Here is a 17,936-nt window from a genome sequence, read left to right on the forward strand (position 1 = left end):
CGTTCCAGCCCGTGACAGGGCCATGCAAGATCGGGTCCAATCTGCCTTTGAGTAAAATGCAAGACGGCCCGCGGCCTCAGTCTGGACGAGACGCTTTCCTGTCAGGGCGGCTCACTTTAGGGTCACACGACGCCGAACAACGAAATGACGAAGCTGGAGGAAGCCTTGGCAACGACAATAGCCGCTGACGATGAGGGGAATTTGACACGGAGCTTTGACGGCCTTCGCGTGCTCGATTTTTCGACCACGATCGCCGGACCTCATTGCACGCGGATGCTCGCCGACATGGGCGCGGAGGTGATCAAGATCGAGCCCGGCGAGGGCGAGACGATGCGGACGCGACCGCCGGTGCGCAACAATTGCTCGACCGCATTCGGCCAGCTCAATATCGGCAAGAACAGTCTGGTGCTCGACCTGAAGTCGCCGGCCGGCGTCGAAGCCGTGCGCCGGCTGATCGCGACCGCCGACGTGCTGGTGGAGAATTTCCGCCCCGGCGTGATGCGGCGGCTCAAGCTCGACTATGCCTCCGTCCGCGACATCAATCCAAAACTGATCTTCTGCTCGATCTCCGGCTACGGCCAGACCGGCCCGTCGGCGGAATTGCCGGCCTATGCGCCGGTGATCCATGCCGCCTCGGGGTATGAGATGGCGCATCTCGCCTACCAGCCGGGCCGCAGCCGGCCGGACTATTGCGGGATCTATCACGCCGACGTCCTGACCGGCGTCTATGCCTTCGGCGCGATCTCGGCGGCGCTCTATCAGCGCGCTGCCAGCGGCAAGGGCCAGCACATCGACGTCTCGATGCTGGAATCGATGCTGAGCCTCACCCTGAACGAAGTGCAGGCGGCGCAGTTCGAGGTGAAGCCGCCGCAGCGGCCGATGTTCGGCCCGATCGAAACCACCGACGGCTACGTCATGGTGGCGATCGCCAGCGAGAAGACGTTCCAGAACCTGATGCAGGTGATCGGCCGGCCCGAATGGGTGTCCGATCCGCGCTTTGCCAAATATTCCGATCGGCGGGACAACTGGGCGGGCCTGATGGAGGGCGTCGAGGCGTGGTCGCGCGCGGTCAGCACGCAAGCCTGTCTTGTTGCGCTCAACGAGTATGGTGTGCCGTCGTCGGCCTATCGCACCGTGCGCGAGGCACTCGCCGATCCGCAAATCGCTCACCGCGGCGCGCTGGCCGAGGTCGAGGACGGCGGCGGCAGCTTCAAGGTGCTCAATTTGCCGTTCCGCATGTCCGGTGCGACGGTCGGTGCGCGCAAGCGGATGTCGACGCTCGGCGAGCACACGCTGTCCTATCTGAAGGAGATCGGCCTCTCCGAGGATCAGATCGCAGGCTTTGCAGCGCAACCGGCGAAAACCGCGCGCAGTTAGAGCACGATCCGGACCCGAAGGGTTGCGTTAGCGCAAAGTGGATGCCGGTTTTCCGAAAGATCATGCTCCAATAAGTAGATGAGGTCACGATGCGAGCTCATGAGATCGCATCGTGATCGCCCTGCGGCTTTTCATCCGTTTTACGGTCTTGTCGCGCGCGGCGATTCCGGACAAGCTGCCGCCCGACATACGACGATCCGGAACACCGGACGTCGCCCATCTGGGAGGGAGCATTGATGAAGCTGGTCGGGCGCGCGCACGCGATGGCGCGTATATTTCTTGTGGCGGGATTAGGTGCGGCTGCATTCGGTGCACCGGCCCATGCGCAGAAGCAGGGCGGCACGCTCACCGTCGGGCAGGAGCTCGACATTCCGGGCTTCGATCCGCTCAAGGTCGGCGTCTACGACACGTCGGCGAACACCGCAGCGGCCGCGATCTTCGACACGCTGACCACGCTCGACGACAAGGGCGAGCCGAAGCCGAAGCTCGCGCTGTCGTGGGAGCATTCCGAAGACTTCAAGACCTGGACCATCAAGCTGCGGCCCGGCGTCAAATTCCATGACGGCACGCCGTTCAACGCGCAGGCGGTGAAGGAGAATTTCGACCGCCAGAAGGATCCGGCCAACAAGTGCCGCTGCGCCTTCTACATCACGAGCATCATCAGCGTGAATGCGGTCGACGACCTGACGGTGGTCTACAATTTCAGCGACCCGTCGGTGAATTTTCCGGCAACCCAGTCGATCCAGAGCTCCAACAACGTGATGCAGTCGCCAACCGCGTGGAAGACCAAGGGCGACGATTACAATCGCAACCCGGTCGGCACCGGTCCCTACGTCCTGAAATCCTGGACCGCCGGCGACCGCATGGTGCTGGAGAAGAACCCGGATTATTGGGACAAGGGCAAGCCCTATCTCGACCGCATCATCCTGAAGCCGCTGCCGGATGCGCAGTCGCGCTTCGCCTCGCTGCAATCGGGTGAGGCCGACATCATCTGGGACGACGAGGCCGACGCCGACAACATCATCAAGGCGCGCAAAGACACGAGTCTGACCGTGCATACCTATCAAGGCTCGGGGGCTTCAGTCGCCGCCTTCAACACCAAGGTCCCACCGCTCGACGACGTGCGTGTGCGCCAGGCGCTGGTGATGGCGCTCGACCGCAACAAGATGTCGCAAGCGATCACCAATGGGCTGGCGCGACCGGCCAGCAATCCCTATGGCGACGGCTCCTGGGTGAAGTGCAAGGACGACGGCGCGTTGCCCTACGATGTCGAAAAGGCCAAGGCGCTGCTCAAGGACTACGGCAAGCCGGTCGAGTTCAAGATGCTGGTCACGGCGACGCCGCGTGGCCGCACCGGCGGTCAGGTGCTGCAGCAATTCTGGAAGCGCATCGGCGCCAATATGGAGATCGAGCAGGTCGATCAGGCGACCATTCCGCCGCGCGCCTTCATGCGCCAGTTCCAGCTGACGCCGTGGCGCATCGTCGATCTCGCCGATCCCGATCCGCAGATGTACGCCAATTTCCACACCGGCAGCCCGGTGGCGCTGGCGAACTACTCCAATCCGGAGCTCGACCGGCTGCTGGAGCATGCGCGAACCACCGCCGACGTCGCCCAACGCACCGACGATTATTGCGCGATCAGCCGCCTGATCAACAAGGAGGCGATCTGGTTCTGGACCTTCCAGAACACCTATTACGCGATCTCGAGCGCGAAGGTGAAGGGCGTTCCGAAGATGTTCAACGGGGTGCTCGACGTCTCCTACGCCTGGAAGGAATAGCCTTTCATGCTGTTCTTCGTCGCGCGCAGGCTCCTTTATCTGGTGCCGGTGCTGATCGCGGTCTCGGTTCTGACCTTCGTGATCGCCTCGCTGTTGCCTGGCGATCTGGCCTACGTGATCCTCGGCGACCAGGCGACGCCGGAGAACGTTGCGGCGCTGCGTCACGACATGGGGCTCGATCAGCCGATCTGGCTGCGCTATCTCGGTTGGCTGTGGCACATCCTGCAGGGTGATTTCGGACGATCCTTCCGCACCGGGCAGACCGTGCTGCAGGCGGTCAGCGAGCGCATCCCGGTCTCGTTCGAGCTGATGATCCTGGCCGAGCTGATCGGGCTTGCGATCGGCGTGCCGCTCGCGATCGCCTGCGCGGCCAAGGCCGGCAGCGCGTTCGACCGTTTGATGACCGGCTCGGCCTTCGGCATGCTGTCGGTGCCGACCTTCCTCTCTGCGATCCTGCTGATCTATCTGTTCGCGGTCGAGCTGCGGCTGTTGCCGGCGACCGGCTATGTGCCGTTCACCGAGGACCCGGTCGCCAATCTGCGTTTCATGGTGCTGCCGGCGCTGACGCTCGGGCTTGCGGAATGGCCGGGCATCATGCGCGTGCTGCGCTCCGACATGATCGCTGCGCTGCAGGAGGACTATATCGCGCTCGCCAAGGCGAAGGGCCTCAAGCCGTCGCGCATCCTGTTCGTACACGCGCTGAAGCCGTCGTCGCTGACGCTCGTCACCATCACCGGCATCAATATCGGCCGCCTGATCGGCGGCGCCGTCATCGTCGAGACGATCTTTGCCTTGCCCGGAATCGGACGTCTGCTGGTTGGCGCGATCCTTACCCGCGACCTCATCATTTTGCAGGGCGTGGTGCTGCTGGTCGCCGCCGGCTTCGTGATCATGAACTTCATCGTCGACATGCTCTACGCCGTGCTCGACCCGAGGATCCGCCATGGCCACGCTTGAGCTCAGTCTCGAGGAAGAGGCCGGTGCGACGCCGGTCCGCCGCCGCCGGCTTGGCATGCTGTTCTGGTTCGCGATCGGCTGGATGGTGCTGGTGTTTGCGGTCGCGATCTTTGCCGACCTGCTGCCGCTGCCGAGCCCGACCGACATGGACATGCTGGAGCGGCGGGCGCCGATCTCGGCCGAGCATTGGCTCGGCACCGACGGTCTCGGCCGTGACGAGCTGTCGCGGCTGATCTACGGCGCGCGGATCTCGCTGATCGTCGGCCTCTGCGCGCCGATGATCGGGGTCACCATCGGCGGCGCGCTGGGCATGCTCGCCGGCTATTTCCGAGGCCGCTTCGAATCCTTCGTGGTCGGCAGCATGGATGTGCTGCTGGCGTTCCCGCCGCTGATCCTGGCGCTCGCGGTCACCGCCTATCTCGGCCAGTCGATCTTCAACCTGACCTACATCCTCGGTGTGCTCGGCATTCCCGCCTTCATGCGGGTGTCGCGGGCAGCGACCCTGACGCTGGCGCGACGCGAATTCGTCATCGCGGCGCAGGCGCTCGGCGCCACGCATGCGCGCATCCTGCTGCGGGAGCTGCTGCCCAACGTGCTGCTGCCGCTGCTCGCCTTCTTCCTGCTCGGCGTCGCCGTCACCATCGTGGTCGAGGGCTCGCTGTCCTTCCTCGGCCTCGGCGTGCCGCCGCCGATCTCGAGCTGGGGCAGCATGATCGGCGAGGGACGTGAAAGCCTTGATGTCGCGCCAATGCTCGCCTTCATTCCGGCGATCGCGATGTTCCTGACCGTGCTCGCGTTCAACCTGATCGGCGACACGATGCGGGCGCTGACCGACCCAAGGCAGGGTGCGCTATGAGCGGTGCATTGCTTTCGGTCGAGGACGCGGTGGTCGACCTGCCGACGCCGCGCGGCAATCTGCGGGCGGTGGATCATGTCGATCTCGCCGTCGGCGCCGGCAAGACGCTCGGCATTGTCGGCGAGTCCGGCTGCGGCAAGACCATGCTGTCGCGGGCGGTCCTGCAACTGCTGCCCAAGAAGGCGAAGCTGTCCGGCCGCGTGATGTTCAACGGGCAGGATCTCACGACCCTGTCGGCTGAGAAATTGCGCAAGCTGCGCGGCCGCTCGCTCGCGGTGGTGTTCCAGGACCCCATGACCTCGCTCAATCCGGTGCTGACCATCGGCACCCAGCTGATCGAGACCATTCAGGAGCATCTCGAGCTCGATCTTGCTCAAGCCAGGCAGCGCAGCATCGAATTGCTGGCGGCGGTCGGCATTCCCGCCCCCGAGCAGCGGCTGGCGCAATATCCGCATCAGCTCTCCGGCGGCATGCGCCAGCGCGTCGCGATCGCTATAGCGCTGTCCTGCGAGCCGCAGCTGCTGATCGCGGACGAGCCGACCACCGCGCTCGACGTCACGATCCAGGCCCAGATCCTCGATCTGCTGGCACGCGAGCAGCAGCGCCGTCATATGGCGATGATCATCATCACGCATGACCTCGGCGTGGTGGCCGGCCGCACCGACGAGGTCGCGGTGATGTATGCCGGGCGCGTCGTCGAGCGGGCGCCGACGCCTGCCTTGTTCAAGCAAATGCGGATGCCCTACACCGAGGCGCTGCTCGCGGCGTTGCCGAAGCTCGATGTCGCGCCGCATACGCCGCTGCCGGCGATTTCGGGACGTCCGCCCGATCCGACCCGGCCGATGAAGGGCTGCTCGTTCTCGCCGCGCTGCCGTTATTCCGCCGGGCGCTGTACCACCGAAAAGCCGCGGCTCAGCCCTGCTGAGACGCAGGAGCATCTCTATGCCTGCTTCCATCCGATCGCGGCGGGGGTAGGCGCATGATGTTGCAGGCCGCATCCGATCCGCTGATGAAAGTGGAAAACCTCGTCGTCGAATATTCGGTGGGGGGTAAGACCATCCATGCCGTGTCCGATGTCAGCCTCGAGATCGCGCGCGGCGAGACGCTGGGGCTGGTCGGCGAATCCGGCTGCGGCAAGTCGACGCTCGGCCGCGCCGTGCTGCAATTGCGCCAGGCCGTCTCGGGCAAGGTGCTGTTCGACGGGCACGATCTCACCACCCTGAAGGGCGAGCCGCTGCGCAAGATGCGCCGGCGCGTGCAGCTGATCTTTCAGGACCCGATTGCATCGCTCAACCCGCGGCGGCGGATCGGTGATATCGTCGCCGAGCCGCTGGTGATCGCGGGGGTTAGGGATCCCGAGGAACGCGCTCGGCGCGTCAGCGACGTGCTGTCGGCGGTCGGCCTCGATCCGGCGCTGGTGAGCGGGCGGCTGCCGCATGAGTTCTCCGGCGGACAGTGCCAGCGCATCTGCATCGCCCGCTCGCTGGTGCTCAATCCGGAATTCGTGATCTGCGACGAGCCGGTGTCCGCGCTCGACGTTTCAATTCGCGCGCAGATCCTCAATCTGCTGGAGGAGATGAAGGCGCGCTACGGCCTGACCCTGCTGTTTATCGCCCACGACCTAGCCGTGGTGAAGGCGGTCAGCGATCGCGTTGCGGTGATGTATCTCGGCCGGCTTTGCGAGGTCGGTCCGTCGGAGCAACTGTTTGCCCGGCCGGCGCATCCCTATACCGCGCTGCTCATCGAAGCGATCCCGGTGCCAGATCCGGACGTCCGTCCGACCCAGAGCGTGCCGGTCGGCGAGCCGCCGTCGCCGATCGCCCCGCCCTCCGGCTGTCGCTTCCGCACCCGCTGTCCGCGGGCCGACGCGCGCTGTGCCGGCGAGGTGCCGGAACTGCGCGTGGTGGCGCCCGGCCAGTTCGCGGCTTGCCATCACCCACTGATCTGAATAGGCCTTGGCCCTTCGAACGAGCTGCATGGCGGCTTGCTCGAAAATGGGGTCATGAGCGTTTGTCCCGCGCGGGCAGGCGTGGCAAGGTCGGCGCAAGAACAAGCTTCGGGAGAACAGCGATGAAGAGTTTCCAGGTCGTCGATTTCAACGCCCCCTTGAAAGAGGTCGATCATCCGACACCGCGGCCGTCCGGCACGCAGGTCTTGATCAAGGTCAAGGCCGCCGGCGTCTGCCACAGCGACCTGCACATCTGGGAAGGCGGCTATGATCTCGGCCATGGCCGCAAGCCGCTGTCACTGAAGGATCGCGGCGTCTCGCTGCCGCGCACGATGGGCCATGAGACGGTCGGCGAGATCATAGCCTTCGGCCCCGATGTCAAAGATGCCGACAAGGGCGGCCTCAAGGTCGGCGATGTCACATTGGCCTATCCCTGGCTCGGCTGCGGCAAATGTCCGACCTGCGTCGGCGGCGACGAGAACATGTGCGCGATCAAGCCGAATGCGCTCGGCGTCTATTGCGACGGCGGCTACGCCGATCACATGACGGTGCCGCATCCGAAATATCTGCTCGACCTCAAGGGGCTCGATCCGGTCACGGCCGCGCCTTACGCCTGCTCGGGTGTCACGACCTACAGCGCGCTGAAGAAGGTCGAGAAGGACCTCGACACGCCGATCGTGATCTTCGGCGCCGGCGGTCTCGGTCTGATGGCGCTGTCGCTGTTGAAGGCGATGGGCGGCAAGGGCGCGATCGTGGTCGACATCGACGCCAGGAAGCGTGAGGCGGCCGAGGCCGCCGGCGCGCTCGCGACCGTCGACGGCAAGGCGCCCGACGCACTGGAGCAGCTGATCAAGAAGGCGGGCCAGCCGATCCGCGCCGCGATCGATCTGGTCGGCAATGCCCAGACTTCGCAGCTCGGCTTCGACTGCCTGACCAAGGGCGGCAAGCTCGTGATCGTCGGCCTATTCGGCGGTGGCGCGACCTGGGCACTGCCGCTGATCCCGATCAAGGCGGTCACCATCCAGGGCAGCTATGTCGGCAATCTCAGGGAGACGCAGGAGTTGCTCGACCTGGTGCGGACCAAGAAGATTCCGGCGATCCCGGTCACGCCGATGCCGCTGGCCAAGGCGAACGAGGCGCTGACCAATCTGCAGAAGGGCCAGCTCGTCGGGCGCGCCGTGCTGACGCCGTAACTGCCACCGCCGTCATTCCGGGGCACGCGAAGCGTGAACCCGGAATCTCCAGATTCCGGGTTCGATGCTGCGCATCGCCCGGGAATGACGATCATCTTTCGGGAGTCCCCATGTCCGCCAACGACGCACTCCACATCGCAGTTCTCGGTGGCGATGGCATCGGTCCCGAGGTGATGGCGCCGGCGCTCGAAGTGCTGCGCAAGATCGAGGCGTCGGCCGGCCTCAAATTCCGCTTCACCGAGGCGGCGGCCGGCGCTGGCCATTACAGGGAAACCGGCAAGTCGATGCCGGAGAGCACGATCCGGCTGTGCGAGGAGGCCGATGCGATCCTGCTCGGAGCCTGCGGCCTGCCGGCGGTGCGTTACCCCGACAACACCGAGATCGCGCCGCAGATCGAATTGCGCGTGATCTTCGATCTCTATGCCGGCGTGCGGCCCGCGCGATTGATCCCGGGTGTGGCCAGCACGATCGTCGGCGCCGATCAGAAGGGCATCGACCTGGTCGTGATCCGGGAATCGACCGAAGGCCTGTTCGCCTCGATGGGCAAGGGCGTCGTCACCGAGGGCGAGGCGCGCGAGACGATGGTGATCACGCGCCGCACCTCCGAGCGGCTGTTCGAGTTCTCGTTCCGGCTTGCCGAACGCCGCAAGGCGCGCGGCAAGGTCAATGGCGGGCTGACCTGCGTCGACAAGGCAAACGTGTTCAAGGCGTTCGCGTTCTTCCGCAGCATCTTCGACGAGACCGCGAAGCGCCATCCTGACGTCAGGGCCGATCACCTCTACATCGACGCGACCGCGGCCGCGCTGGTGAAGCGTCCCTGGGACTTCGACGTCATGGTGACCGAGAACATGTTCGGCGACATCCTGTCTGATCTCACTGCCGGCCTGATCGGTGGCATGGGCATGGCGCCGTCGGCCGACATCGGTGATCGCTACGCCGTTTTTCAACCGTGTCACGGCACGGCACCCGACATCATGGGGCAGGGCAAGGCCAACCCGACCGCGATGATCCTGTCGGCTGCGATGATGCTGGACTGGCTCGCCGACAAGCACGGTCTCGAAGGCGCAGCGGAAGCCGGCGAGCGAATCGAGCGCGCGGTCGACAAGGTCTACGCCGGCGGCATCAAGCCGTTCGAGTTCGGCGGCAGCAACGGCACCGCCGATGTCGCGAAGGCCGTGCTGGCGGCGCTCTGACGGCGACGAGACCGAGCCCGCCTCGTTCTGCTGCGTTGGCTGACCGGAGCCGTTACGGCAGCAGCGTTGCGTCGCCGTCGAACGGGCCGGCGTACCAGGCGCTCTCATCTTCGAGGGCGCGAGCCAAGCCCTCGTCCGTCGTCTTGTAGACGAGCGGATCGGTCGGGTAAGTCCTGACGTAGGGATTCCATCTCATCAGGATCTGCCTGATATGTCTGGGCACGCCGACCAGCTCGAACAGATGATCGCCCGAAGCGACCGCGTTCGCATAGGCCGCCTCGAGTAGCGCCTCGGTCACATCTGTGTCATCCTGCTCCACCAGGATGTCGGCGAGCATCGACCGTCGCAAACCTGTCTCGCGGTCGACCGCATGCAGCACGACGGCATACCCGGCCAGGCGCTGGAATCGATGGCAGCACAGCACGGCAACCGTCGAAGAGCTTCCAGGAAGCGTGAAGTGCCACCTGAGAGAGGCGGGCCTTCGGTCGGCCAGCAATCGAGGGGCCTCGCCCAATTTGCGTCGCCACAGCGCTTCGAATTCGTCCCCGATGTCCTTCACATCGATTTCCGCTACTTTGCTGGTCAGACGGCCCCGTGGTCCGCGGCGGAGCGAATCCAGACGCATGGCCGACGAGGCAAGGAAAGCTCCGATAGACTCCATTCCGCTCCCGACGTCGAACTTCGCTGCGAGCACCCGCGCGAACTGATGGACATCCAGGATCCAGAACAAGATCTTGTCGTAGTCGGGGTCGGGCAACGACCTCGCATGTAGGGCTTTTGATTGATTGACCACGGACGCCGTCGAGTGCGTGATGACGAAGAGATCGATATCTCGCTGCCGGAAGAACGAAGCGAGCAGTGCGATGCAGCGCGTGCGGTACGCCGGCTCGATCACTAGACCGGCAGCTGTCGCGGCGACCATCGTTCGGCTTTCGAACTGGTAGAGCACGGGAATGTTTCCCTGGTACCCGACAATCCCCTGCGCGGTTTCCAGCACCCACCCCATGCTGGGTTGCGATTTGACGGCGGCCATCGCGGGATTTTGTCGCCAGAGCCGATCCCAGTTCTCCGGGCTGTCTTTCGCAAGCCCCCCGCGTTCTTTCAGCCTCGCGACGCTTTCGAAATCCGCGAACCGGACCTCCCGCTGCTTCGCCGGCGCCAACGCGCTTCCGGAGAGTGGCGCCGATTCGGCTTGAGCGGACGCGGGACGTCGCCGGCTTTTCAGGAACCGAAGCAGGAGGTCGGCGGCGTGATACTTGGAGCGCGGCTGAATTTGCGCCCGCGCACGGGTCCCCACCATCAATCCCTCCCTAGCCGAATGGCGGCAACGACCCGGTCGGACCGTTTTGCGATCGACGCTGCGTCAACTGCGCCGACACGAACCGGCACAGCGGCCCGATCAGCGTCATCTGTTCCGGATCGAGGTTCTCGAAATCGATCTCCCTGTCGAAGTGCTCGCCCGCTGACATCATCATCTCGACGAAGGCCAGCGAATCGAGCGCCCCCGACAGCAGCAGGTCGTAGTCGTCGGGAAGATCACGCAGCGGATGTTGTCCGCGGTCCTCTAGCATCCGGTTGAGGAAGGCTCCGAAGAACGCGCGGACGTCATCCGTGGTAGGACCGTTCATTGGCTGTCTCCCAAAACCGCCGGCATAGCCTTGCGGTCGTATTTTCCGTTGGCGTTGCGTGGCAACCGGCTGCGGACGTGCCATCGTCTCGGGATCATGTAGTCCGGCAGCCGGGCGGCGACCGCCGCGCGAAGCCGGTCGAGATCGACCGGCCCGCCTTCGATGAGCATTTCTATGCCGCCATAGCCGCTCGACGTGATGGGCCAGCCGATCGCCACGACGCCGTCGACGCCCGAGGCCTCGCGCACCACCGCCTCGACCTCGCCGAGTTCGACTCTGTGCCCGAGGATCTTCACCTGGGAATCCATGCGGCCGAGATGGGTCAGGGGACCATCGCCGGCTGGCCGGCGCACGCGGTCGCCGGTGCGGTAGAATATGTCTTTCCGTCCGGGCGGGACCACGAAGGCCGCAGCAGTCTTCTCGGGATCTTTCCAGTAGCCGAGCGACATCTGCGGACCGCTCATCAGTAGTTCGCCGTCGGCGCCCGGCGCGACCTCGTTCAGGTGCTCGTCGACGACGAGCACGTCCATTCCCGGGAATGGCGCGCCGATCGGCACGATGCCCATCTCCGCTTCGGTCGGCGTTCGCTTCGGATCCCACCGGTAGCCGGTGCACGCGATGGTCAACTCGGTGGGGCCGTAGATATTTTCGATGATGCTGTTGGGCGCGGCCATCGTCCAGGCCTCGACGCTGCTGACGGGCAGCGGCTCGCCGCAGAACAGGCTCAGCCTGAGCGAGGGAAACCCTCCCGGCTTCAGCAGGCCGCATTGCTTCATCAGGGCGACCATCGAGGGCACCGAGAACCAGACCGTCAGCCCTTGCTCGCGGATGAATCGTCCCGGATTGAGCAGCGTCTTCTGCGAGGGGCAGCACACGCATGCGCCTCGTTCCCACGCCACGAACATGTCGGATGCCGACAGGTCGAACGTCATGTCGAACGTCTGCGAGACAACGTCGCGCTCCGTGATCGCGAAGCGCTCCGCGGCATGTTCGACATAGGCGGCGACGTTGCGGTGTGTGACCATCACCCCTTTCGGGGTCCCGGTGCTGCCGGAGGTGAACAGCAGATAGGCAATCGCGTCCTCGCGCGCCTCCGGCTCGTGCCAGTCGACGTACCCTTCGAGATCGGCAGCTCTGACGACGGCGTGCCGCGGCCATCCTTCGCGATAGGGGCGCAGGTCCTCGAGACCGGGCGCGATGACGAGCTGCGGTTGGTCCACGCCATCCATGAGCGCGTCCATTTGCGGCAAGGATTCCGCGTCGACGATGATCGATCGGCATTCCGAACAGACCAGCATCGACCTGGTCCGCTCGATCGGGAAGGTGCGGTTCAGCGGCACGTAGCCGTTTCCGGCCAAAAGCGACCCGAGCACGCCGGCGAACGCCGTCGCGCTGCGATGCGCGAACACGGCGGTGAGGGGCGTCGACGACCCTTCGCGATGCGCCTGGATACAGGCTGCGATGCGGACGGCGGCCTCGCATAGCTGTCGATACGACAGCGACGTGCCCCGCGCGACGACGGCAGGGTGGTCGGGAAACAGTCTCGCCGAGCGCAGGAAGCCTGTCCACAATCCCCGCCGTGATCCGTCCGCGCACAACTCCATCGAACGATTGCCTAGTCTGCGAGGCCCTGACGCGCCGGATCGCGAAGCGCTGACGGCATCAGACGCCGGGCCTTCGTCAGCGCCTGTCCGAACACCTCGCCCGTATGGACCAGTTCCTCGCGGGTGGGTGGGATGTCCAGGATGAACGTCCTGTAGCCGGCCGCAGCGTAGCGCGCGAGCTCGTCGGAGACGACCCTGTAGTCGCCGACCAGATACGGGCAGAAGGTCTTGTAGTTTTCGAACGGCACTAGCCAATAGGGCGTGTCGTGCGTGACGGACGTCTGAGCTGCGAGATCGGACATCTGCTTGTGCCACGCCGAGTCCGAGACCTTCATGGCGAGCTTGTGCGCCAGTTGACCCTTCCTGTCGGTCGGGAAGCGTTCGTGCGCGACCCGCCAAGCCTCCTTGGCGCTCGAGCGGGCGATGATGCCGACGCGCACACCCGAGCCGGTGCAGGCGGCGTCCGCGTGCCCGTACTCTACGGCCGGCTTGGGATACTTCACCGGTGTTGCGCCCAGCGCCTTGGCGGCAGCGAGGCCCGCTTCCGAGGAGCCAGACACGAATATGCCGGGCAGCAACTCCCGCGGCAGCGGTGGCGTCATCCTGAGATTGCGGATGACATGCGATTCCCCTTCGCGAGTCACCGGCTCGGCATTCTCGAGCAGCAGCTTGATGATGCCGGTGTACTCGATGAGCCTGGCGTACCGCTTGTCGTGCGGCGTCGCATCGCCAAGCGCCGCGAGCTCGGTTGTGTACCCGCCCGCGACCATGTTCAGATAGAGCCGGCGTCCGTACATATGCGCGAGCGAACTCACCATCTTGGCGACGCTGTACGGATGCATGTAGACCGGCTGCACTGCCACCAGCGGACAGAGCTCCCGGGTGCTTTCCAGGATGATTTGCGAGACGAGCCAGGGATCGACCAGGGAATTCTCTGTGTAGACCAGGATCCCTTTGCAGCCCGCCTCTTCGCTCCAGCGGGCGACGGCCTTCACCCGTTCGACATAGTCCGCCGCCTGCACCGCGCCGGATTGCGGGCACGTGCTGAAGACTTCGAACTGAATGTCGGAAAACGTATCCATCATCCACCTCCATCCAAAAGCGTTGAAACGCCGTGGCTGGTGGAGAACCGGATCATGGTAGCATGATGCGTTCGTGAGCTCCCCCAACGCAAAGGTGGTACTCCGTCAAGCGATGAGAACGGATGGCTGGTCGACTATTCGGGGGCGGCGCACTGCACCTTTTGCGGACCTTTGATTTCTCGGGTTTCTCTGCAACGATGCCGCGAAACCTGCTCGAAAGTCCCTTGAGCGCGATCCGTCCAGGGGTGGTTAATATGGCGAATGTCATCGGCATCAGCGGCTTCGAGAACGCGATCCCGTTCAAGAAGACGCACTGGCCGGGCCTCGACGAACGCGAATACCGGATCTCCCAAGGCCACGATTCCGCTGCGGTGCTGGTGGTCGACGGCAGGATCGTCGCCGGTGCTGCTGAAGAGCGCTTCAGCCGCAAGAAGCACACCGGCGACTTCCCGATCGGCGCGATCAGCTACTGTCTGGAGAGCGCCGGCCTGAAGCCGGCCGACATCGACGCGATCTCTCACGGCTTCGATTATTCGCCTTACAAGGCCGCCTTCATGCTGGATCCGACATCGGCCCGACAATACAGGGAGGTCTTCTCGCGCGAAAAGTTGCTCTCGCAAATTGAGGAGCACCTGCCCGGACTTGCCGCCGGCAAGGTCCACCACGTCAACCATCATCTGTCCCACGCCGCCAGCGCCTACTACACCTCCGGATGGGACGAATGCCTGGTGGTGGTTCTGGACGGCATGGGCGAGGTCCACGCCGTCACCGTCTATCACGCGCATGACAATCAGATCGACAAGCTCGCGGAGATCACCGCCCAGGATTCGATCGGCATCCTCTATTCCACCCTGACGCTGCATCTTGGCTTCGATTTCAACTCCGACGAATACAAGATCATGGGTCTTGCTCCCTACGGTGACCCGGCCCGCTACCGTGCTTTCTTCGAGCGGACCGTGGAGCTGCGCGACGATGGCCTGATCAGGATTCCTTTGCTCCGCCTCAATAGCGAACGCCACGATCGCGAAACCTACGGCGCGACGCGACGCCATCTCGGCGAGCATTTGATCCCGGCCCGCGCGCCGGACGCCGACGTCACCGACGACCATCGCGACGTCGCCGCGGCGCTGCAGGAATGCCTCGACGGGGTCATGCTCCACGTCTGCGGCCATTTCGGCCGCAGCACCGGCCTGCGCAGGCTCGCGATGGCGGGCGGCGTCGCGCTGAACTGCACCGCCAACGGCCGTCTGCTCCAGTCGGGCCTGTTCGACGATATCTACGTTCAGCCGGCCGCCGGCGACGACGGCTCCGCGCTCGGCGCCGCACTCTGGTCGGCATCGCGCGACCGCGGCGTCAAGAACGTCCGGATGCCGGTGCCCTTCCTGGGTCCCGCACATTCGCAGGCCGAGATCGACAGGGCGCTCACCGAGACCGCGGGCCGCATCGAGATCACGCGTTTTCCAGATCTCGACGAGACCTGCGCGGCGGCGGCCAGGCTGATTGCGGCCGGGCGCGTGCTCGGCTGGTACCGCGGCCGCATGGAATTCGGACCCCGCGCGCTCGGCCATCGCAGCATCCTGGCCGATCCCGGTCATCCCGAGATGCGCGACCGCATCAACGCGATGGTCAAGATGCGCGAGGCCTTCCGCCCGTTCGCGCCGGCGGTCAGCCTCGAGCAGGTGCATGACTGGTTCGAGGTGCCGAAGGGGCTAGAGCTTCCCTACATGATCATGACTGCCGACGTGCGCCCCGCGCATCGCGCCGCGCTGCCGGCGATCACGCATGTCAACGGCTCGGCTCGCGTGCAGACGGTCGGCGTCAGGGATAATCGGGAATTCCACGCGTTGCTGCGGGCCGTCGGCCGGGCGACCGGCCGCGAAATGGTGCTGAACACGAGCTTCAATGTGAAGGGGCAGCCGATCGTCAACACCCCGCGCGAAGCCATCGACACTTTCCTCGGCACCGGCATCGAGTATCTGTTCCTCGAGAACGTGCTCGTCCGTCGTGCGGGACAAAAGTAGTCGGCGCTAACGTCTCGGCGACGGAGCATGATCTCTGCGCAAACGCCTCGTGCTTGTTGCTGCGGAAAGCTGCTTCGCACTTATCCGGATCATGCTTGAGCGCGAAAAGGTGAGGGGGCCGAAGCCCCCTCGCTGATGATTAGCGCCGGTGTCCGCCGTGATGCCCGCCGCCATGGTGTCCGCCACCGTGATGACCGCCACCATGATGTCCGCCGTGAGGGCGGTACCCGTGATGATGTCGGGGCTGGAAGTGCGGACGATGATGCCATCCGTGATGGCGCGGTCCATAGCCATAGCCCGGCTGCCAGTAGCAACGGCCCCAGCGATCGCAGACCTGGCGCACCTTGTCGACATTGGACGTTTCGCCTGCGATGTGGCCGGCCTGTGGAAGCCCGTTCGGCATCGCCGATGCCGCACCGGACATCAACGCTGCGCTTCCGAGCGCGGCCAGTCCAATAACGGCAAGCTCGATATTCATTGAGATCTCCTTGGTTGAAGCCTGAAAACGTCCATGCGGCCACTTCGTTGCTGCGACAAAAAAGACGAGCCCGTACACTTGGTTCTGGCGAGGCCGGTTCAACGCAGGAAATGCGGGAGTTGTGAGGTCGCGCCGCGCGCGGGCGACAATTGGCCGCGCGACAGAATGGCGATGCGTCGTGCGCACATGTGCTGATGAGATGTGCAGTCAGGGCGTGGAGCGGAGAAGCCCGCGCTCATGCGCGGCGAACCGCGCGAAGACCAACCTCAACTCGATTTGCGGGATCACGGCGCGATGCCTGCCGTCACCTCGCGACCGTGTATCAGGCGCGGGACTGAAGAAGCCTGGATCACAAATCCTTGAGGGACCGCCGCGGCCAAAGAAAAAGCGCTGCCATCGCGGATGGCAGCGCTTCGACTTCCCGGCCGGACCGGCGCGTGCGCGTAGCGGTCGCGGCGAGCGGCCCAGCGGCCGATCCCTGCTGCGGCGTGGTGGATCGCGTTCGCGGCGTCGCGACCCGTTCCGCGCTCAGTCTTCGTTGGCGGCGATCGATTCCATCAGCGACACCAGCTGGCGCTGCACGGTCTGATCCTTGATCTTGCTGTAGGCGCGCAGCAACCGGAGGCTGAACGCGCTGTCGAGGAACAGCAGGCTCTCGACTTCGCGGGCCTTGTTGTCGCCGTCGTAGAAGAAGGTGACCGGCACATCGAGCGCGGTCGCGATCTGCTGAAGGCGAGCAGCGCCGACGCGGTTGACGCCCTTCTCGTACTTCTGAACCTGCTGGAAGCTGACGCCAAGCTTGTCGCCGAGTTCGGCCTGCGAGATCTTCTGCTCGACACGGCGCAGGCGAATCCGCTTGCCCAACTCAATGTCCGGCTTGCCGGCACTGCGCTGCTTCATCTTCTTTGCTGCTGATCTGTTCATTCTTGTGACCCGTCCTTCAAATCGAGAATCCCTGGCCCGGTCGGGTCAGGGACACGTTGATGATGTACCGCGTTAAGCTCGAGTGGATCGTCAGTTCGTCTGAACTACGAAATCCAAGAAGATCGCGGGATGGTATCCATACGCATTTGCGCGTTGGAAGCACCCTAGTACCGACTCGGTCGACTACCTGAAGTCGACCGCGCCAAGGTGTCTATCGACACCCCGCCCTCTACATTTGGCAAAATATTGACCAAACCACAACTAGCGCGAGTTTGATCGACACAGATTTTGCGCGCATGCTTTCTGGGCGGCAATCACTGTGCCCGTAGTTCTACGGGCGACTTATATTGTACGGGCGTCCTTGCATGGATGCAACCCCAGCTAGTGCAGCCTGAGGTCGCGGAGATGGTCCCCGGTTGCTTGACTGAATCGCCGTCGATGCGAAAAGTTTGACGTAAGTCCAAGTCAGGCTTTCGGAATGTTGCTGGACAATTGCCCAAAAGTTCTCGATCATCTGGAACAAATGTGCGCCTACGAGAAGCCGGCGAACTCTGGCGGGAGAGGCAAATGAAGCGGAAGAGGGAAAGACCTCGACTCTACCTCGCGGCTTCGGGAGTGGAAGATATGCCGGTCGCAAATACGGAAGAACGGTTGCTGGCGCTGCTCGCAACCCTCGAAGAATGTCAGGCCTTTCTGACCGACCGGGCGAACACCGAGACGGCGCGGCTGCTGTCGCTTGCGATCCTCGAGCTTCGGATGGAACTGCATAGAGTGACGGATTCCGAGCTCAAGGCACTGTGCGACATGATCGCGTCGGACGAGCCGGTGCAGGAACCGACCACCCGGCAACTGCCGCCGTATCTGAGGCTGATCAAGTAAGCCCGCGCCCCGCGCCAG

The 17,936-nt window shown here is 64.4% G+C and carries 16 protein-coding genes; 10 read left to right on the plus strand and 6 right to left on the minus strand.

Annotation, left to right across the window (positions count from 1 at the left end; all coding sequences use genetic code 11):
• The first annotated feature begins 144 nt into the window (after positions 1–144).
• The 8 genes from H8A95_RS06545 to H8A95_RS06580 all read left to right on the plus strand — a co-directional run bounded on the left by H8A95_RS06545 (position 145) and on the right by H8A95_RS06580 (position 9,302).
• The gene (locus H8A95_RS06545; protein WP_229182419.1) at positions 145–1,377 is read left to right on the plus strand and encodes a CaiB/BaiF CoA transferase family protein; all 1,233 of its coding nucleotides are present in this window, start codon (positions 145–147) and stop codon (positions 1,375–1,377) included.
• 236 nt (positions 1,378–1,613) lie between these two features.
• Entirely contained in the window at positions 1,614–3,155 is a 1,542-nt protein-coding gene (locus H8A95_RS06550) for an ABC transporter substrate-binding protein (protein WP_229182420.1), read from the plus strand.
• A gap of 6 nt (positions 3,156–3,161) precedes the next feature.
• Positions 3,162–4,112: an ABC transporter permease gene (locus H8A95_RS06555; protein ID WP_163158115.1), complete on the plus strand. Its 951-nt coding sequence runs from the start codon at positions 3,162–3,164 to the stop codon at positions 4,110–4,112.
• On the plus strand, positions 4,099–4,968 hold the full coding sequence (locus H8A95_RS06560) for an ABC transporter permease (protein WP_229182421.1): 870 nt from the start codon (positions 4,099–4,101) through the stop codon (positions 4,966–4,968). The genes H8A95_RS06555 and H8A95_RS06560 overlap by 14 nt, the downstream gene beginning before the upstream one ends.
• Complete coding sequence (locus H8A95_RS06565) at positions 4,965–5,951, plus strand: ABC transporter ATP-binding protein (RefSeq protein WP_229182422.1); 987 nt, start codon at positions 4,965–4,967, stop codon at positions 5,949–5,951. Before H8A95_RS06560 ends, H8A95_RS06565 begins: the two co-directional genes overlap by 4 nt.
• A complete protein-coding gene (locus H8A95_RS06570; protein ID WP_229182423.1) occupies positions 5,948–6,916 on the plus strand; it encodes an ABC transporter ATP-binding protein in 969 nt (322 codons plus the stop codon). Before H8A95_RS06565 ends, H8A95_RS06570 begins: the two co-directional genes overlap by 4 nt.
• A gap of 122 nt (positions 6,917–7,038) precedes the next feature.
• Positions 7,039–8,109: an alcohol dehydrogenase gene (locus tag H8A95_RS06575; RefSeq protein WP_229182424.1), complete on the plus strand. Its 1,071-nt coding sequence runs from the start codon at positions 7,039–7,041 to the stop codon at positions 8,107–8,109.
• A 110-nt stretch (positions 8,110–8,219) separates the two neighbouring features.
• On the plus strand, positions 8,220–9,302 hold the full coding sequence (locus H8A95_RS06580; protein WP_229182425.1) for an isocitrate/isopropylmalate dehydrogenase family protein: 1,083 nt from the start codon (positions 8,220–8,222) through the stop codon (positions 9,300–9,302).
• A 52-nt stretch (positions 9,303–9,354) separates the two neighbouring features.
• On the opposite strand, the gene H8A95_RS06585 is transcribed toward H8A95_RS06580, so the two are convergent.
• From H8A95_RS06585 to H8A95_RS06600, 4 genes are read right to left on the minus strand one after another with little or no spacing between them, the layout of a single operon-like run.
• Positions 9,355–10,602, minus strand: coding sequence for a hypothetical protein (locus tag H8A95_RS06585; protein WP_229182426.1), 1,248 nt, complete (start codon positions 10,600–10,602; stop codon positions 9,355–9,357).
• Between the two features lie 10 nt (positions 10,603–10,612).
• Positions 10,613–10,930, minus strand: coding sequence for an acyl carrier protein (locus tag H8A95_RS06590; RefSeq protein ID WP_229182427.1), 318 nt, complete (start codon positions 10,928–10,930; stop codon positions 10,613–10,615).
• Complete coding sequence (locus H8A95_RS06595) at positions 10,927–12,501, minus strand: amino acid adenylation domain-containing protein (protein WP_229182428.1); 1,575 nt, start codon at positions 12,499–12,501, stop codon at positions 10,927–10,929. The genes H8A95_RS06590 and H8A95_RS06595 overlap by 4 nt, the downstream gene beginning before the upstream one ends.
• A 44-nt stretch (positions 12,502–12,545) precedes the next feature.
• Positions 12,546–13,616 (minus strand): LLM class flavin-dependent oxidoreductase, encoded by a 1,071-nt coding sequence (locus H8A95_RS06600; RefSeq protein WP_229182429.1) that lies wholly within the window; start codon positions 13,614–13,616, stop codon positions 12,546–12,548.
• 254 nt (positions 13,617–13,870) lie between these two features.
• Between H8A95_RS06600 and H8A95_RS06605 the strand changes: the two genes are divergently transcribed.
• The gene (locus H8A95_RS06605; RefSeq protein ID WP_229182430.1) at positions 13,871–15,637 is read left to right on the plus strand and encodes a carbamoyltransferase family protein; all 1,767 of its coding nucleotides are present in this window, start codon (positions 13,871–13,873) and stop codon (positions 15,635–15,637) included.
• Positions 15,638–15,776: 139 nt separating this feature from the next.
• Here the strand turns inward: H8A95_RS06605 and H8A95_RS06610 are convergent, their stop codons facing one another.
• Both H8A95_RS06610 and H8A95_RS06615 read right to left on the minus strand, forming a co-directional pair.
• The gene (locus H8A95_RS06610) at positions 15,777–16,115 is read right to left on the minus strand and encodes a hypothetical protein (RefSeq protein WP_229182431.1); all 339 of its coding nucleotides are present in this window, start codon (positions 16,113–16,115) and stop codon (positions 15,777–15,779) included.
• 528 nt (positions 16,116–16,643) lie between these two features.
• Entirely contained in the window at positions 16,644–17,039 is a 396-nt protein-coding gene (locus H8A95_RS06615; RefSeq protein ID WP_016844123.1) for a helix-turn-helix domain-containing protein, read from the minus strand.
• A 651-nt stretch (positions 17,040–17,690) separates the two neighbouring features.
• Between H8A95_RS06615 and H8A95_RS06620 the strand changes: the two genes are divergently transcribed.
• A complete protein-coding gene (locus tag H8A95_RS06620) occupies positions 17,691–17,918 on the plus strand; it encodes a hypothetical protein (protein WP_229182432.1) in 228 nt (75 codons plus the stop codon).
• Positions 17,919–17,936 lie beyond the last annotated feature (18 nt).

It is taken from the genome of Bradyrhizobium oropedii, assembly GCF_020889685.1.
Lineage (GTDB): Bacteria > Pseudomonadota > Alphaproteobacteria > Rhizobiales > Xanthobacteraceae > Bradyrhizobium > Bradyrhizobium oropedii.

Excerpts from the sequence above, each read along its gene's own strand:
- H8A95_RS06545 (WP_229182419.1), top strand. The coding sequence starts at position 145 with ATGACGAAGCTGGAGGAAGCCTTGGCAACGACAATAGCCGCTGACGAT.
- H8A95_RS06550 (WP_229182420.1), top strand. The coding sequence starts at position 1,614 with ATGAAGCTGGTCGGGCGCGCGCACGCGATGGCGCGTATATTTCTTGTG.
- H8A95_RS06555 (WP_163158115.1), top strand. The coding sequence starts at position 3,162 with ATGCTGTTCTTCGTCGCGCGCAGGCTCCTTTATCTGGTGCCGGTGCTG.
- H8A95_RS06560 (WP_229182421.1), top strand. The coding sequence starts at position 4,099 with ATGGCCACGCTTGAGCTCAGTCTCGAGGAAGAGGCCGGTGCGACGCCG.
- H8A95_RS06565 (WP_229182422.1), top strand. The coding sequence starts at position 4,965 with ATGAGCGGTGCATTGCTTTCGGTCGAGGACGCGGTGGTCGACCTGCCG.
- H8A95_RS06570 (WP_229182423.1), top strand. The coding sequence starts at position 5,948 with ATGATGTTGCAGGCCGCATCCGATCCGCTGATGAAAGTGGAAAACCTC.
- H8A95_RS06575 (WP_229182424.1), top strand. The coding sequence starts at position 7,039 with ATGAAGAGTTTCCAGGTCGTCGATTTCAACGCCCCCTTGAAAGAGGTC.
- H8A95_RS06580 (WP_229182425.1), top strand. The coding sequence starts at position 8,220 with ATGTCCGCCAACGACGCACTCCACATCGCAGTTCTCGGTGGCGATGGC.
- H8A95_RS06585 (WP_229182426.1), bottom strand. The coding sequence starts at position 10,602 with ATGGTGGGGACCCGTGCGCGGGCGCAAATTCAGCCGCGCTCCAAGTAT.
- H8A95_RS06590 (WP_229182427.1), bottom strand. The coding sequence starts at position 10,930 with ATGAACGGTCCTACCACGGATGACGTCCGCGCGTTCTTCGGAGCCTTC.
- H8A95_RS06600 (WP_229182429.1), bottom strand. The coding sequence starts at position 13,616 with ATGGATACGTTTTCCGACATTCAGTTCGAAGTCTTCAGCACGTGCCCG.
- H8A95_RS06605 (WP_229182430.1), top strand. The coding sequence starts at position 13,871 with ATGGCGAATGTCATCGGCATCAGCGGCTTCGAGAACGCGATCCCGTTC.
- H8A95_RS06610 (WP_229182431.1), bottom strand. The coding sequence starts at position 16,115 with ATGAATATCGAGCTTGCCGTTATTGGACTGGCCGCGCTCGGAAGCGCA.
- H8A95_RS06615 (WP_016844123.1), bottom strand. The coding sequence starts at position 17,039 with ATGAACAGATCAGCAGCAAAGAAGATGAAGCAGCGCAGTGCCGGCAAG.